Source organism: Streptomyces sp. NPDC048462, assembly GCF_043200175.1.
GTDB lineage: Bacteria > Actinomycetota > Actinomycetes > Streptomycetales > Streptomycetaceae > Streptomyces.
Genome location: NZ_JBICXG010000010.1, coordinates 71,495 through 86,794, shown reverse-complemented (window position 1 = coordinate 86,794; position 15,300 = coordinate 71,495). Strand labels below are relative to the sequence as shown.

Sequence of the window (15,300 nt, the reverse complement as noted above, 5' to 3'; positions counted from 1 at the left end):
TACGGGCGGAACACAGGGGTACGGACAAGCGAAAACGGGGCAGCGGTCCCCTCCCGGAAACCGCCACCCCGTCAGTCAAGCAGGTGGGACGAGGCTCAGAGGCTCAGGCCTCGGAACCCTCGGCCTCGGCGGCGTCCGAGGACGGCTCCTCGGCCTGGGCGGCGACGACCGCGAGGACGACCGCTTCCGGGTCGGCCTCGGCCAGCACGGAGCCCTTGGGCAGCGGGATGTCCTTGGCGAGGATGGAGGCACCGGCGTCCAGGCCCGCGATGGAGACCGTGACGGAGTTCGGGATGTGGGTGGCCTCGGCCTCGACGAGCAGGGTGTTCTGGACGTACTCCAGCAGGTTGCCGCCCGGGGCCAGCTCGCCCTCGACGTGCACCGCGACCTCGACCTCGACCTTCTCGCCGCGCTTCACGGTCAGCAGGTCGACGTGCTCGATGTTGCCCTTGATGGCGTTGCGCTGCACGGCCTTCGGGATGACCAGCGCGTCCTTGCCGTCGATCTCCAGACCGATCAGCACGTTGGCGGTACGGAGCGCGAGCTGCAGCTCGTGGGCCGGCAGCGTGATGTGGACCGCGTCGGCGCCGTGGCCGTAGACAACGGCGGGAACGAGGTTCGCGCGACGGGTACGGCGGGCGGCGCCCTTGCCGAACTCGGAACGGACCTCGGCGGCGAGCTTGATCTCGGCCATGACTGCACTCCTCGTAAGGTGACAAAACTGCGGATGGTCACCCGGCCCACGACAGGCCTGCTACGAAGAGCGCGTCGATAACGGACCGCCGTACCTATGAGTACGGCCTCCCTCGCCGAGCAACTCGCTGAGTCTACCCGGCGCGGAGGCCGCACCCAAAAGGATCTTCTGTGACGTCTTCCCCGGAGGGCAGGCGCCTACTGCTCCTCGAAGAGGCTCGTGACCGAACCGTCCTCGAAGACCTCGCGCACCGCGCGCGCGATGGTCGGCGCGATCGACAGCACCGTGATCTTGTCGAGCTCCAGCTCACCCGGGGTCGGCAGGGTGTCCGTGAACACGAACTCGCTGACCTTCGAGTTCTTCAGCCGGTCGGCGGCCGGGCCCGAGAGCACACCGTGGGTGGCCGTCACTATGACGTCCTCGGCACCGTGCGCGAACAGGGCGTCCGCTGCGGCACAGATCGTGCCGCCCGTGTCGATCATGTCGTCGACCAGGACACAGACCCGGCCCTCGACGTTGCCCACGACCTCGTGGACGCTGACCTGGTTCGGCACGTCCTTGTCGCGGCGCTTGTGCACGATCGCCAGCGGCGCGTCCAGACGGTCGCACCAGCGGTCGGCGACCCGGACCCGGCCGGCGTCCGGCGACACGATCGTCAGCTTCGAGCGGTCGACCTTCGCGCCGACGTAGTCGGCCAGGATCGGCAGCGCGAACAGGTGGTCGACCGGGCCGTCGAAGAAGCCCTGGATCTGGTCGGTGTGCAGGTCGACGGTGAGGATGCGGTCCGCACCCGCCGTCTTCATCAGGTCCGCGATCAGACGGGCCGAGATCGGCTCGCGGCCGCGGTGCTTCTTGTCCTGGCGGGCGTACCCGTAGAACGGCACGATCACCGTGATCGAACGGGCCGACGCGCGCTTCAGCGCGTCCAGCATGATCAGCTGCTCCATGATCCACTTGTTGATCGGAGCCGTGTGGCTCTGGATCAGGAAGCAGTCGGCGCCGCGAGCGGACTCCTGGAAGCGGACGTAGATCTCACCGTTGGCGAAATCGAAGGCCTTCGTCGGCACGAGGCCGACACCCAACTGGTGCGCAACCTCCTCGGCCAGCTCGGGGTGGGCGCGGCCGGAGAAGAACATCAGTTTCTTCTCGCCGGTCGTCTTGATCCCGGTCACAGCACAGTCTCCTCAGACGTGTTCCTGGCGCTGCACGCAGATGTCCCGATGTGCAACGAGCCAGCCGAAATGGGGTGAGCATCTATCACGGTACGCCGTGCGCGACGCACCTGATTCCGGTCAGCTTTCGCCGCCGGCCTCCTCCGATGCGGCCTGAGCCGCCTGCGCGGCCGCGCTGCCCGGACGCTTCCGGGCCACCCAGCCCTCGATATTCCTTTGCTGGCCACGGGCCACGGCCAGCGAACCGGACGGCACGTCCTTCGTGATGACCGACCCGGCCGCGGTGTAGACACCGTCCCCGACCGTGACGGGAGCCACAAACATATTGTCCGATCCGGTACGGCAGTGAGAGCCGATCGTCGTGTGGTGCTTGGCCACACCGTCGTAGTTCACGAACACGCTCGCGGCACCGATGTTGGTGTGGTCGCCGATCGTCGCGTCGCCGACGTACGACAGGTGCGGGACCTTCGTCCCCTCGCCGATCGTGGCGTTCTTCATCTCCACGTACGTACCGGCCTTGGCCTTCGCGCCCAGCTTCGTGCCCGGCCGCAGATAGGCGTACGGACCCACCAGCGCGCCCGCGCCCACCTGTGCCCCGTCCGCCACGGTGTTGTCCACCCGCGCGCCCGCGTGCACGACCGTGTCCGTCAGCCGCGAGTTGGGGCCGACCTCGGCGTCCTCGCCGAGATGCGTCGCACCCAGCAGCTGCGTACCCGGGTGCACGATCGCGTCCCGCTCGTACGTCACGGTCACGTCGATCAGCGTCGATGCGGGGTCCACCACGGTCACCCCGGCCGTCATCGCCCGCTCCAGCAGCCGCTGGTTCAGCAGCCGGCGGGCCTCCGCCAGCTGCACCCGGTTGTTGATCCCGAGGATCTCCCGGTGGTCGGCGGCGACGGAGGCGCCCACGCGGTGCCCCGCCTCGCGCAGGATCGACAGCACGTCGGTGAGGTACTCCTCGCCCTGGCTGTTGTCGGTGCGGACCTTGCCGAGCGCGTCCGTCAGCAGCTGCCCGTCGAACGCGAACACCCCGGAGTTGATCTCCCGGATCGCCCGCTGTGCCTCGGTGGCGTCCTTGTGCTCGACGATCTCGGTGACCGAGCCCGTCGCCGCGTCGCGCACGATCCGGCCGTAGCCGGTCGAGTCGGGGACCTCGGCGCTCAGCACGGTGACGGCGTTGCCGTCGGCGCTGTGGGTGGCGGCGAGCGCGGCGAGCGTCCCGCCGGACAGCAGCGGGGTGTCCCCGCAGACCACGATGACGGTGCCCTCGACGCTGCCGCCCAGCTCGTCGAGCCCGACGCGCACCGCGTTCCCGGTGCCCTTCTGCTCGGCCTGGAAGGCGGTGCGCACCTGGGCGTCCGCGGCGGTGAGGTGAGCGGTGACCTGCTCGCTCGCGTGGCCGACGACCACGACGAGGTGCTGGGGCTCCAGCTCACGGGAGGCGGCGACGACATGTCCGACGAGCGAGCGCCCGGAGATCTCGTGCAGGACCTTGGGGGTCTTCGACTTCATGCGGGTGCCCTCACCCGCTGCGAGGACGACGACGGCTGCCGGGCGTTCGGAGCTCACGGATATGCCCTTCGGCTTCGGGTGGTGGACATCCGCAGGATACCGGGGGGCGTTGGAGCGGGCATGAGTGCGGGCCCCGACCGGTTGGGTCGGGGCCCGTGACGTGAGCTCCCCCACCAGGACTCGAACCCGGACAAATAGCACCAAAAGCTACTGTGCTGCCAATTACACCATGGGGGATCAATCCCGACTGAACCGGACGTTGGGCCGGGTCGCCGGATCGGCACCCAACACTATGCCGTACCAAGCCCCTTCCACGCGACGGCTGTTTCGCCCGCACCCGCTCACGCGGGCGGTGCGGCGGGTGACACGGGCGTCGCCGCGGGCGGACCTCCGCGCGACGTGCTGTTCAGGTCACCCGAAAATGAGGTGCGCCCGCCCGTACGCTGGATGCCATGACCGCAACGGGGGCAGACCGGGAAGCGGCGGGACCGACCACCCGCGGCTACTGGTGGTGGGAACGGCGACGGAGTGTCGCACTGGATGTGGGACTGGCGCTGTTCTCGGCGCTGGAATGCGCGTTGGAAGGGGTGGAATTCGCGGGGGACACCGGGCTGCCGGTGGCCCTGGGGGTGGTTTTCGGGTTCTTCGCGGGGGCCGTGCTGCTGGTGCGCCGGCGGTGGCCGATCGCCGTGGTGCTGGTGTCCGTCGCGACGACACCGGCCGAGATGGGCTTCCTGATGGGCCTGGTCGGCCTGTACACGCTGGCCGCGTCCGACGTGCCGCGGCGGATCACCGTGGTGCTCATGAGCATGTCGCTGGTCGGCACGTTCATCGTCACCTACGTACGGCTGCGGCAGGGCGTTTCGGCCAGCGCCGACTTCGGGCCGGGCGACTGGTACGTCCCGATGCTCTCCCTCTTCATGGCGGTGGGGCTCACCGCGCCGCCTGTGCTGTTCGGCCTCTACATAGGGGCCCGGCGCCGGCTGATGGAGAGCCTGCGGGAGCGGGCGGACTCGCTGGAGCGGGAACTGTCGCTGCTCGCGGACCGGGCCGAGGAGCGGGCCGAGTGGGCGCGTACGGAGGAGCGGACCCGGATCGCCCGCGAGATGCACGACGTGGTCGCCCACCGGGTGAGCCTGATGGTGGTCCACGCCGCGGCGCTCCAGGCCGTCGCGCCCAAGGACCCCGCGAAGGCGGTACGCAACGCGGCGCTGGTCGGCGACATGGGACGCCAGGCGCTGACCGAACTGCGCGAGATGCTCGGGGTGCTGCGCACCGGGGAGCCGATGGTGGCGCGGGTGACGAAGGTGCCGCTCGCCTCGGTCGGCCGGGTGGCCGTGGTCGCCACGGAGGACGGGCCCCGGCTGCACGAGGTGGAGACGCTGGTGGGGGAGTCGCGGGCGGCCGGGATGACGGTCGAGCTCTCGGTGGAGGGTGAGACGCGTCCCTACCCGCCCGAGGTCGAGCAGACGGCGTACCGGGTCGTGCAGGAGGCCCTGACGAACGTGCACAAGCACGCGGCCGGGGCGAAGACGTGGGTGCGGCTGGCGCACCGGGGCGCGGAGGTCGCCATGCAGGTGGAGAACGGCCCCTCGGACTCGGCCATGGCGGACGCCGGGCTGCCCAGCGGCGGCAACGGGCTGGTGGGCATGCGCGAGCGGGTGCTCGGTCTGGGCGGGGTCTTCGTCTCCGGGCCGACGGACGCGGGCGGCTTCCGGGTGTCGGCGGTGCTGCCGCACGCGGGGGCTCCGGCGGCTGACTCCGGCCCATCCGGGGTCCGAGGAGTCTGAGGGCGGGCCCGCCGGGACCGGGCCCGGCGGGCCCGCGCCCGGGTCAGGCCGAGGTGAGGCGTTCCGGCTGGGCGCCCGTGACCAGGGTGGACAGGGCCTGGTCGATGTCCGGTCCGAGGTACCAGTCGCCGGTGTGGTCGATGCTGTAGACCCGTCCCTCGGTGTCGATCGCGAGCACCGCCTGCCCGTCCCCCTCCTCGCCGAGCGGGGCCACCTCGGTCTCCAGGGCGCGTCCCAGGTCCGCCAGCGTCCTGGCCAGGTGCAGTCCGCGCAGGGGGTCGATGCGTACCGTCGCCGGTGCGATCTGGCGGCCGGGCGCGGCGGGGGCGAGGTGCAGCCCGCCGAACTCGGCCCAGGCCTCCACGGCCGCCGGGAAGACGGCGTGCAGGTGGCCGGCCGGTGAGGCGTGCGAGCGCAGCGCGTCGGCCCACTCCTCGGCCTGCCGGATGTCCCAGCGGCCGGGCTGCCAGCCGGCGTTGCGCAGGGCGGCGTCGACGGCGACGGGGAAGCGGGTGGACGTCTGGCGGTCGTGGTTCGCCGGGCCCGTCTGTTCGGGGAGGTCGTGTCGGTCGGCCATGGGGGCGCGGTCAGCCCTTCTCGGCGGTGGTCGCCGCTCCGGTCGTGGTGAGGTCGACGGGTCGTACGCCGAAGTGGGCGAGCATCACCGAACAGGAGCGGCAGGGCGGTGCGTAGCTGCCGTGCATGGGGTCGCCGTCCTCGCGGATGCGGCGTGCGGTGATGCGGGCGTGCTTGAGCGCGCGGCGGGCCTCGCCGTTGGTGAGGGGCTTGCGCTGGGCGCGCTTGGAGCGGCCGGTCTCGGCGGCGGCCAGATGCCGGGAGAGCAGTATGGCTTCGGGGCAGCGGCCGGTGAAGCGTTCCCGCTGGCCGCTGGTGAGGGTGTCGAGGAAGTCCTGGACGAGGTGGTGCAGTACGGGGGGCTGGTCGCCCTTGCCCGCGGTGCAGGTGAGGGTCTCACCGCGGACGGACAGGGCTGCCGCCACGGCGGGCAGGATGCCGTCGCGGCGGTGGGTGAGGCGAGGTGCGTGGCTGGTTTCGGTGCTGCTCCAGCTGAGTCGTGGGTCCCCGGATGTGACGGTGTGTGCAGAGTGTGCGGTGTGCATGGTGCGTTGTCCCTCCCGTGCCCGCAGCGGCCGCTGCCGAATGTGCACGCCCCCGTGTATGCGGGTGACAGCCTGCCAAATGTGTCGGGTCGTGTGAAAGCTGGGTCGGGAAAAGGTGTGCGCGTGTCGCCCGATGGTGGCGTGACCGTCGCTCATCCGGCACTGCGTTGTGACGGTTCGTGACGGAAGTGGCCGGGGGCCGGTGGGGCGGGACCCGGCCTTGCGGCACCGCATAGGCTGTGGCTGGACCGCCCCCATGGGCAGGTCGGTCCTCATCAGCCAGACGCAGCAGGGGGCAACCGCCATGACGACAGGTCGGCTCGGGCAGCAAGCCGCGCCACCGAACGGGGCCTACGCAGGGCAGCTCGTGCACTTCCCGGATCCGGTCCGGGCGTCCCGCCACCCCAGAGGTGTGCGCATGGACGGGAACGGCTGTCCGGAGTTCGGGCCGTATGCGCGCGCCGCCGCGGAGATCGCCGAGCCCCCGCAGGGTTTCGGCGTCGACGAACTGCGGCTCACGGACTACGTGTCGGCGAACGCTGCGCTGGCGGCCACCGGCCATGAGCTGTGGGACACGATTCCGGCGGTGGCAACGCCGCACGGCTGGACCTGGCACCACGTGCCGGGTGGCCGGCGGATGGAGCTGGTCCCGGTCGAGGTGAAGGCGCTGCTGCGGCATCACGGTGGGCTGGCGACGACCGCGGTGGACCAGAACAAGCGGGGCACGCGGCCGCTGCAGGAGACCCGGCCCGCGCACTTCCGGCTCCCGAAGGGGGCCGTGGCGGTGGGCGAGCAGCAGATTCAGGGCGTCGAGGAGGATCTCGGCTACCGGCTGCCGGGCGCCTACCGGTCGTTCCTGAAGGCGGCCGGTGGCTCGGCCCCGGTGGGTGCGGCGCTCGACGCGGAGCTGGGGCTGCTGGTCGACCAGCCGTTCTTCACGGTGCGGGACGAGGCCGCCGTGAACGACCTGGTCTACGTGAACAAGTGCCTGCGGGACCATCTGACCAAGGACTACCTGGGCGTCGGTTTCGTCCAGGGCGGCATTCTCGCGGTGAAGGTCCGTGGCCAGGGCATCGGTTCGGTCTGGTTCTGCGCGTACGACGACGCGCGGGACCAGGACGGCTGGAGCGTCCAGGAGCGGGTGGACCGGCTGCTGCTGCCGTGCGGTGCGGACTTCGATGCCTTTCTGCAGCGTCTCGCGGGCAATCCGCCGGAGCTGGAGACGGTGGCGAACCTGATGGTGGACGGCGGCTTCGCGCGCGCCGTCCCGGTGGAGGGGTGAGCGCGATGGTGACCTTTGCGCAGGCGCAGGAGCGCGCGGACGAGTGGGTCAACGGCGACGTTCCGGGCTATCAGCACCGTGAGGTGCGGGTGCGTGAGTTCGAGCTGGGTTTCGTGGTCTGGGCCGAGGACCGGGAGAACGGTCCCGTCTCGGACGGGGGCCGGCAGCGGCTGGTGATCGCCCGGGACAGCGGTGAGGCGACGCTGTGGCCCGGTCTGCCGGTCGGTGAGGTGATCCGGCGGTACGAGGAGGAGTACGGCGTCACGGATGTGGCGCAGGCCGCCCCGGAGCCGCCGCAGCGCATCGATCTGAATCAGACGTCGTTCCTGTTGAGCCCGCCGGAGTGGCTCCAGGACGCGGCGGACAAGCTCGGCATTCCGGACCGGCGCGCGGAGGGTGCCGGGGACCGGGTGGAGCCGCAGGCGGCCGCCCCCGCGGCTCCTTCCCCTTCTGCTCCGACTCCCTCTCCTTCTCCTTCTCCTCCGTCGGACGGGCGGGGTGCGTACGAGCCCACCGCGTATTCGGGGGTTCCGGCGTCCTCGCCGCAGCCGCCCGTGGGGGCCACCCCGTGGGCCGGGACCGATACCAACGCCGGTTCCGACGAGGGGCAGGTGGCGCTGCCCGCCACGGTGTTCGCGCCGCCGCTCTCGGGTGCGGACGACGAGGAGGAGCCGCCCAGGGTGGTGTCGGCCGAGGCGCCGACCGCGCTGATGTCCGGGGGCAGCCAGCTGCCCCGGACAGCGATCGTGCCCGGTCTCGACCCGCAGAGCTCCGCACCTCAGGGGCCGGCTGCTCCGGGCGCTCCTCGTGCTCCGGGTGCGCCTGGTGTTCCCGGTGCCGCGGACATCTCGCAGGAGGCGACCAGCAAGGCGGCCGTTTCGCCGCGTGGTGCGCGCGGTGGGGGTTCGACGACCCCGCCGCCGCCCGGTGCCCCCGGTGTTCCGGGTGCGCTGCCGGGTGCGCGGGTTCCGCCGCCCTCGGGACCGGGTGCGCCCGGCGCCCCGGCGGGCGGGTACATGCCGACGCAGCTCGCGCCGCAGCAGGGCCCGCCCGGTGCGCCGCAGCCTCCCGGCCCGCCCGGCCCGCCCGCTCCGCGCGGTGCGACGCCGCCGCCCGGCGGTGACGTGCATCAGGCGGCCACCATGTTCGCGTCCCCGGGCCAGGTGGGTCCGCCGGCTCCGCAGCCGCCGGGTCCGCCCGGCGTTCCTGGCGCGCCGCAGACGCCGAGTCCGCCCGGTCCGCCCGGCGTTCCTGGCGCGCCGCAGCCTCCCGGTCCGCCCGGTCCGCCCGGCCCTCCTGGTGCGACCCCGCCGCCCGGTGCCGGTGTGCACCACGCGGCGACGATGCTCGCGGGTCCGGCGCAGATGGGCCCGTCCGCTCCTCGGCCGCCGGGTCCGCCGGGTCCGCCGGGTCCGCCGGGCGGTTCGATGGGGGGCGCCCCCGGTCAGCTCCCGCCACCCGGTCACACCCCGCCGCCAGCGGCGTACGGGTATCCGCAGGCGCCCGCCGGGCAGCCGACCGTAGGCCCCGGCTACCAGGCCGTGCTGCGCTACCGGGGTCCGGACGGCAGCGAGCAGCAGCTGATCCGCCGGTCGGCGCCCGGCACCCCGCACCCCGAGTGGCAGATGCTGCACGAGCTGCGGGCGATGAACGTACCGCCGCAGCAGGTCATCGAGCTGCACACGGAGCTGGAGTCCTGTGAGCTGCCCGGTGGTTACTGTGCCCGGATGATCCGGGAGACCTGGCCGCAGGTGCGGATCACGAGCGTCGCCCCGTACGGCACCGATCACGCCAGCCGGCAGCAGGGCATGCAGCATCTGCTCACCCATCAGGGCGAGCTGCACCAGGTCGCGGACGGACCGGCGCGGCCGGCGCCGGTCCGGGCGCCGTTGCCGCAGCTGCCGCCGGCGATGCCGGTGCCGCCGGAGGCGGTCGCGGAGGAGCTGCTGCAGACCTTCGGTCCGCAGGGGGTGCTGCGCTTCGATCAGCGTGCGGTGTCCCGGCAGGGGGTGCCCGAGGTCGTGGCGCGGACCCTGGTCTGGGCGGGGCTGCCCGCCGACTTCGGGCCGTTCTTCTGGGCGCAGCCGGGCCAGCCCGTGGTGCCGACGCTGGCCGAGCTGGCCGCGCAGCGGCAGGTGCAGCCGGCGCCCGACGCGGGCTCGTATCTGGTGATGGGTTCGGACTTCGGCCGGGCGATCTGTGTGCAGTACGGGACGGCGAACATCGTGGCCGTGCCGGTGGAGGCGGGGCCCGGCGGGCAGTCGGTCGCGCCGCAGTTCGTGAACACCGGGCTGCCGGAGTTCACCCGGTCGCTGGCCCTGCTGGGCCGGATGTGGCGGCTGCGGTACGGGCTCAATCCGGAGCAGGCCGGCCGGTGGACGGTCGACTTCCAGGCGCAGCTCGTCGCGCTGGACCCGGCGGCGCTCGCGTCGCCGGAGAGCTGGTGGTCGGTGCTGCTGGAGCAGATGTGGGACGGCTTGATCTGATCGTCGAACATCCGTAGTACGTCATGGGGCGTGGTGCCCCGTTCCCGGCAGGGTCCCTGCTGGGGGCGGGGCACCACGCCTTCGTCGTCTGTGATGCCCGTCGCTTCCGTCCGGAAAGCATCGAATGGATTCCGACTTCTCAGCCAATTGCCGCATCCTTGACGTATTGCTCGATGGTCGGGCCCGGAGAGTCGGAAAGAGGCGTCAAGGATGAGTTCTGCACCGGTGTCCGCGCACGGCTTCGATGGTGTGCGGGGACGTGGCTACCGTCCGGAGCAGGTGGACCGCATGGTGGCGGAGCTGTCCGCCGAGCGGGACGGGGCCCAGGAGCAGGTGGCGCGGCTGACGGCGCTGGCGGAGACGCTCATCGCGGAGTCGGCCCGGCTGGACGAGGCCGTCGCCGTGCTGGCGCCGCAGGACTACGCGTCGCTGGGCGAGCGGGCGCAGCAGATCCTGGCGCTCGCCGAGGGCGAGGCGGAGACGGTGCGGGGCGCCGCGCTGGAGGAATCGCACTCCTCGCGGGACGCGGCGGACGCGGCGGCGCGGGCCCTGCGCGAGTCGGCCCGTGCGGACGCCGAGGCGATGTGGACGGCCGCGGTGGAGCACGCGGAGCGGGTGTCGACGGAGGCGGAGGGCGTGGCCGGTGAGGCGCTCACGGCGGCCCGGCTGGAGGCGGCAGGGGTGCGCGAGGAGGCGGATGCCGCGATGGAGGCGACCCGCAGCCGGACGGCGAGTGTGCTGGCGCATCAGGAGCAGGAGCACGCGGAGCGGTGGAAGGCGGCCGGGCAGGAGCTCGCGGACGCCGAGGCGGAGCAGTCGGCGCGGCACGCGGAGCTGACCGGGCGGGCGGACGCCGTACTGGCCGAGGCGCGGCGGGCGCTGGCCGAGGAGGAGGAGGCCGCGCGGCACGGTCAGGAGGACGCCGAGGCGCGGGGTGCCGAACTGGTCGGGGCCGCCCGGGTCCGCGCGGAGCGGGTGGCGCGGGAGACGGAGCGGGTGCTGCGCGAGCACGAGGAGGGTCGCGAGGAGGTGCAGGCGCACATGGCGCACGTACGCAATTCGCTGGCGGCGCTCACCGGGCGGGTGACCCCGGCGGGGGACTGAGGGGGCTGAGGGGCTGGGGGCTGCTCGGGCCGTGCCGGGTCAGGGGCGCGGCCAGGGCTGTTTGGAGAGGTTCTCGATGCCGCTGTTGAAGCGTTTGAGGTAGTCGGCGAAGGCCGCGATGTCCTCGTCCGGCCAGTCGTCCATGATCTGGTCCAGGGCGCGTACGACCCGTTCGCGCTCCTGGTCGAGCAGGGCTGCGCCCTTGTCGGTGATCCGGAATTTGCGGGCCATGCCGCCGCCGGGATCGGCGATGCGTTCGGCCAGCCCGGCGCGGGTGGCCGCCGCGGTCTGGCGGTTGAGAGTCGATGCGTCGAGGCCGAACGCCTCGCTCAGTTCGCCGTTGGACATGGGGCCCTGGATCCGGATGCGGCTCAGCAGGATGTAGGCGCTGCGCTCCATGAGGGCGTATTTGTGCCGTCCGCCCCGGTGGTGGGCGAGGTCGTGCCGCGCGAGCAGCATCTGCTCGTACTCCACTTCGTCCGTGGGCCTGGCCATGTCTGCGCGGCCTCCTGTTCTCCTGTGCCGGGGTCAGTTCGCGGGCCGGATACAGCTCGCGCTCAAGCGGCGTGCGCTCGGATGTCGTACGCACGAACGGTGGGCGCCGGCTCATGTTCTCATGCGGCATGCATCTAACACGTAGTGTGTATGACACATTAGGCATGTACGATGCACATCGATATCAGGCGGACTGTCCGGCGAACTGTCCAGCGGGCCGTCCTGCGCACAGTCCAGTGAACTGCCGGGCGGACAGTCCGGCGGACCGGACGACGACCCCCTAGGAGTTCCTCCTCATGGATGCCCCCCAGCCGACAGCCAGAACGGGCGGTGTGGTCGCGACGCTCGCGTTCGCCGGCACCGTGGCGGCGGTCATGCAGACCCTGGTCACGCCGCTCATCGCGGAGCTGCCGCAGCTCCTCAACACGTCTTCCTCCAACGCCACTTGGGTGATCACCGTCACCCTGCTGGTCTCGGCGGTGTGCGTGCCGGTCTCCGGACGGCTGGGTGACCTGCTGGGCAAGCGCCGGATGCTGCTGGTGTGCGCGGTGCCGCTGTTCGTCGGCTCCGTGGTGTGCGCCCTCGCGTCCTCCGTCGTACCGATGATCATCGGACGCGGTCTGCAGGGGATGGGCATGGGCATGGTGCCGCTCGGTATCGCCCTGCTGCGTGACGTGGTGCCGAAGGAGAAGCTGAGCTCCTCCATCGCCCTGGTGAGCGCATCGCTCGGCATCGGCGGCGCCCTCGGCCTGCCGATCGCCTCGGCGGTCGCCCAGTACGCGAGCTGGCGGGTGCTGTTCTGGGGTTCCGCGGCGCTGGCCCTCGCCATCTCCGCACTGATCTGGTTCCTGATCCCGGACGTCCCGGCCGGCGCCAAGGGCCAGCGTTTCGACGTGCCCGGCGCCCTCGGCCTGGCGGTCGGCCTGGTCTGCCTGCTCCTCGCCGTCTCCAAGGGCGCCGAGTGGGGCTGGACCTCCACGACGACGGTCGGTCTCTTCGCCGCTGCCGTCGTCGTTCTCATCGGCTGGGGCTTCTGGGAACTGCGGACCAAGGACCCGCTGGTCGATCTGCGCACCACGGCCCGCCCCCGGGTGCTCATCACCAACCTCGCCTCGCTCTTCGTCGGTTTCGGCATGTACGCGGGCATGCTGATCGCGCCCCAGCTGCTTCAGTTCCCCGAGGCCACCGGCTACGGACTCGGGCAGTCGATGCTCGCGGCGGGCCTGTGGATGGCGCCCGGCGGCGTCATGATGATGATCGTGTCCCCGTTCGGCGGGAAGCTCACCGACGCGCGCGGCCCCAAGTTCACCCTGATCTCCGGGGTGGTGGTCATCGCCGCGGCCTACGGCCTGGGCATCCTCCTGATGGGCTCCGCCTGGGGTCTGATGCTCTTCCTGATGGTCAGCAGCAGTGGTGTCGGCCTCGCCTACGGCGCGATGCCCGCGCTGATCATGAGCGCCGTCCCGGCTTCCGAGACCGCCGCCGCCAACGGGTTCAACACCCTCATGCGCGCGCTCGGCACCTCGATCGGCGCCGCGGTGATCGGCGCGGTCCTCTCGCAGATGACGACGGAGGCGGGCGGCTTCAGCTTCACCTCCGAGGCCGGGTTCCGTACCGGCCTGATGTTCGGCTGCGGTGTCGCCGTCGTCGCCGCGGTGATCTCGGCGTTCATCCCGGCCGTTCGCGGCCCGGCCGCCGACGAGAAGGCCGACGCGATCGCCGCGCCCGAGGTGGCGCCGGCCAGGGGCTGACCCCGGCACAGCCGTCCGGGAGCCCGCCGCCCGCCCGGCTCACGCCCGCCCCACGCCCGGCTCACCGAGGAGCGCCGTCCGGCTCCTCGGTGAGGACCGGGAAGCGGCGCGGGGCCACGAACACCAGGACCAGCAGGGCGACGACGGCGGCCGCCGCGGCACCGAGGTAGACCCGGTCCACGGCGGCGTCGACGGCCCGCCGCAGGTAGTCCGTCGCCGCCGCGCCCATCGCTCCCGGGTTGTCCAGGGCGTGCGAGACGGAGTCCAGGTCGCCGGGCAGTCCGGGGACGGGCGCCGCGGCGAGCCGGGCGGCCAGGACGCCGTTGGCCACCGCCCCGAAGAGCGCGGCGCCGATGCTCTGGCCCAGCTGCCGGCAGAAGAGTACGGAAGCCGTCGTCGTACCGCGTTCGGACCAGCCGACGGTCGACTGGACGCCGACGATCAGCGGGAGCTGGAAGAGCCCGAGCGCGGCGCCGAGCAGCAGCATGCTCAGCGCGGGCTGCCAGGCCCGCCCCGGGTAGGGCAGCAACGGGAAGGCGAGCAGGACCAGCAGGGCGCCGGACATGCCGGTGATCGCGGTGCGGCGGAAGCCGATGCGGTTGTAGACCCGGTTCGAGAGCGCCGCCGACACCGGCCAGCTCAGTGTCATCACCGAGAGCACGAAACCGGCGGCGATCGGCCCGAGACCGAGCACCGACTGCGCGTACGTGGGCAGGAACACGGCCGGCGCGACCATCAGCAGACCCATCGCGCCCAGCGCGAGGTTGACGGCGACGATGGTGCGCCGCCGCCACACCCAGCCGGGGATGACCGGTTCGGCCGCCCGCCGCTCGATGAACACGGTCAGCGCGGCGAGCACGGCGGTCGCCCCCAGCAGGCCGAGGGACGGCGCCGACAGCCAGGGCCGGGCGACCCCGCCCTGGACGAGCGCCGTCAGCAGCAGGGCGCCCGTCGCGAAGACCGCGAGGGAGCCCGCCCAGTCGATCCGGGGACGGGCGGCGCCGGCCGCGCGGCGGACCCGGGACGGCTCGTGGAGGTGCCGGGCCACGAGCCACAGGGCCACCGCCCCGATCGGCAGGTTGATCAGGAAGATTCAGCGCCAGTCCGCGTACACCGCGAACAGCCCGCCGAGCACCGGTCCGGTGACCGCCGAAGTGGCCCAGACCGTGGACAGTTTCGCCTGGATCCTCGGACGTTCCCTGAGCGGGTAGAGGTCCGCCGCGACGGTCTGCACGGTGCCCTGGAGGGCGCCGCCGCCGATGCCCTGCACGACCCGGAAGGCGATCAGCGCGGCCATGTTCCAGGCGGCGGCGCAGAGCACCGAGCCGAACAGGAAGAGGATCACGCCGGCGATCAGGACCGGCTTGCGGCCGAAGGTGTCGGACAGCTTCCCGTACACCGGCAGGGTGACGGTCACGGCCAGCAGATAGCCGGAGAAGAGCCAGGAGAAGACGGAGAACCCGCCGAGGTCCCCGACGATCTGCGGGACCGCGGTGGAGACGATGGTGCCGTCGATGGCGGACAGCGCCATGCACAGCATCAGGGCCGCGACGACGGGGCCGCGTCCGCGCGGTCCTGCGGGGGAGGGCCCGGAGCCGCCCCGCCCCGACCCCGATATCGCTTCCGTGCCGCCGCCCGCGCCGCTCACCGGCTTCCCTTCCCCATGCACGTAATTTCCGACACTGTCTCACCTGCGGCTCTCCCGGAGCAGACGGCAACAGCCGCGCATGCGCGGCCCGGTGGCCTCCACCCGGAGGCGTGGACCCGTGGGCGGAGCCCCTGAGAGACCTCTCCACCCGGGGGCCGAGACCCCTAGGGGGAGCTCCCTACTTCTGTGCAGGGACCGTTCCTCCCGGCGGACGACGTGCCCGGCCGGGCCCTCTCCGTAGCGTG

Annotated in this window: 11 protein-coding genes, 1 tRNA gene and 1 pseudogene; 5 read left to right on the top strand and 8 right to left on the bottom strand. The window is 72.2% G+C overall.

What is annotated here, in order from left to right:
• Positions 1-103: 103 nt before the first annotated feature.
• The 4 genes from ACGFU6_RS18580 to ACGFU6_RS18565 all read right to left on the bottom strand — a co-directional run bounded on the left by ACGFU6_RS18580 (position 104) and on the right by ACGFU6_RS18565 (position 3,615).
• A complete protein-coding gene (locus ACGFU6_RS18580) occupies positions 104-694 on the bottom strand; it encodes a 50S ribosomal protein L25/general stress protein Ctc (protein WP_393612020.1) in 591 nt (196 codons plus the stop codon).
• A gap of 197 nt (positions 695-891) precedes the next feature.
• Positions 892-1,866 (bottom strand): ribose-phosphate diphosphokinase, encoded by a 975-nt coding sequence (locus ACGFU6_RS18575; RefSeq protein WP_024490433.1) that lies wholly within the window; start codon positions 1,864-1,866, stop codon positions 892-894.
• Between the two features lie 120 nt (positions 1,867-1,986).
• The gene (glmU, locus tag ACGFU6_RS18570) at positions 1,987-3,435 is read right to left on the bottom strand and encodes a bifunctional UDP-N-acetylglucosamine diphosphorylase/glucosamine-1-phosphate N-acetyltransferase GlmU (protein ID WP_393612018.1); all 1,449 of its coding nucleotides are present in this window, start codon (positions 3,433-3,435) and stop codon (positions 1,987-1,989) included.
• Positions 3,436-3,543: 108 nt separating this feature from the next.
• A tRNA-Gln gene (locus tag ACGFU6_RS18565) sits at positions 3,544-3,615 on the bottom strand.
• A gap of 215 nt (positions 3,616-3,830) precedes the next feature.
• Between ACGFU6_RS18565 and ACGFU6_RS18560 the strand changes: the two genes are divergently transcribed.
• On the top strand, positions 3,831-5,168 hold the full coding sequence (locus ACGFU6_RS18560; RefSeq protein ID WP_393612016.1) for a sensor histidine kinase: 1,338 nt from the start codon (positions 3,831-3,833) through the stop codon (positions 5,166-5,168).
• A 43-nt stretch (positions 5,169-5,211) separates the two neighbouring features.
• On the opposite strand, the gene ACGFU6_RS18555 is transcribed toward ACGFU6_RS18560, so the two are convergent.
• A complete protein-coding gene (locus tag ACGFU6_RS18555) occupies positions 5,212-5,745 on the bottom strand; it encodes an SUKH-3 domain-containing protein (protein WP_393612014.1) in 534 nt (177 codons plus the stop codon).
• Between the two features lie 10 nt (positions 5,746-5,755).
• On the bottom strand, positions 5,756-6,289 hold the full coding sequence (locus tag ACGFU6_RS18550) for a YwqJ-related putative deaminase (RefSeq protein ID WP_393612013.1): 534 nt from the start codon (positions 6,287-6,289) through the stop codon (positions 5,756-5,758).
• 304 nt (positions 6,290-6,593) lie between these two features.
• Between ACGFU6_RS18550 and ACGFU6_RS18545 the strand changes: the two genes are divergently transcribed.
• From ACGFU6_RS18545 to ACGFU6_RS18535, 3 genes are all read left to right on the top strand, one after another.
• Complete coding sequence (locus tag ACGFU6_RS18545; RefSeq protein ID WP_393612011.1) at positions 6,594-7,571, top strand: SMI1/KNR4 family protein; 978 nt, start codon at positions 6,594-6,596, stop codon at positions 7,569-7,571.
• Positions 7,572-7,576: 5 nt separating this feature from the next.
• Complete coding sequence (locus ACGFU6_RS18540) at positions 7,577-10,057, top strand: SUKH-4 family immunity protein (protein WP_393612009.1); 2,481 nt, start codon at positions 7,577-7,579, stop codon at positions 10,055-10,057.
• Between the two features lie 210 nt (positions 10,058-10,267).
• Positions 10,268-11,161, top strand: coding sequence for a cellulose-binding protein (locus ACGFU6_RS18535; protein WP_393612007.1), 894 nt, complete (start codon positions 10,268-10,270; stop codon positions 11,159-11,161).
• A gap of 39 nt (positions 11,162-11,200) precedes the next feature.
• Here the strand turns inward: ACGFU6_RS18535 and ACGFU6_RS18530 are convergent, their stop codons facing one another.
• Positions 11,201-11,656, bottom strand: coding sequence for a MarR family winged helix-turn-helix transcriptional regulator (locus ACGFU6_RS18530; protein WP_393612005.1), 456 nt, complete (start codon positions 11,654-11,656; stop codon positions 11,201-11,203).
• 296 nt (positions 11,657-11,952) lie between these two features.
• Here ACGFU6_RS18530 and ACGFU6_RS18525 point away from each other — a divergent pair, with 296 nt between their 5' ends.
• Complete coding sequence (locus ACGFU6_RS18525) at positions 11,953-13,407, top strand: MFS transporter (RefSeq protein ID WP_393612003.1); 1,455 nt, start codon at positions 11,953-11,955, stop codon at positions 13,405-13,407.
• A 61-nt stretch (positions 13,408-13,468) separates the two neighbouring features.
• On the opposite strand, the pseudogene ACGFU6_RS18520 reads toward ACGFU6_RS18525, so the two are convergent.
• Positions 13,469-14,947: pseudogene (locus tag ACGFU6_RS18520) on the bottom strand (MFS transporter).
• Between the last annotated feature and the right edge of the window lie 353 nt (positions 14,948-15,300).

Bases quoted from the DNA above. Each gene is read 5' to 3' on its own strand.
- ACGFU6_RS18550 (WP_393612013.1), bottom strand. From the start codon at position 6,289: ATGCACACCGCACACTCTGCACACACCGTCACATCCGGGGACCCACGA.
- ACGFU6_RS18545 (WP_393612011.1), top strand. From the start codon at position 6,594: ATGACGACAGGTCGGCTCGGGCAGCAAGCCGCGCCACCGAACGGGGCC.
- ACGFU6_RS18560 (WP_393612016.1), top strand. From the start codon at position 3,831: ATGACCGCAACGGGGGCAGACCGGGAAGCGGCGGGACCGACCACCCGC.
- ACGFU6_RS18540 (WP_393612009.1), top strand. From the start codon at position 7,577: ATGGTGACCTTTGCGCAGGCGCAGGAGCGCGCGGACGAGTGGGTCAAC.
- ACGFU6_RS18525 (WP_393612003.1), top strand. From the start codon at position 11,953: ATGGATGCCCCCCAGCCGACAGCCAGAACGGGCGGTGTGGTCGCGACG.
- ACGFU6_RS18530 (WP_393612005.1), bottom strand. From the start codon at position 11,656: ATGGCCAGGCCCACGGACGAAGTGGAGTACGAGCAGATGCTGCTCGCG.
- ACGFU6_RS18535 (WP_393612007.1), top strand. From the start codon at position 10,268: ATGAGTTCTGCACCGGTGTCCGCGCACGGCTTCGATGGTGTGCGGGGA.
- ACGFU6_RS18555 (WP_393612014.1), bottom strand. From the start codon at position 5,745: ATGGCCGACCGACACGACCTCCCCGAACAGACGGGCCCGGCGAACCAC.
- ACGFU6_RS18580 (WP_393612020.1), bottom strand. From the start codon at position 694: ATGGCCGAGATCAAGCTCGCCGCCGAGGTCCGTTCCGAGTTCGGCAAG.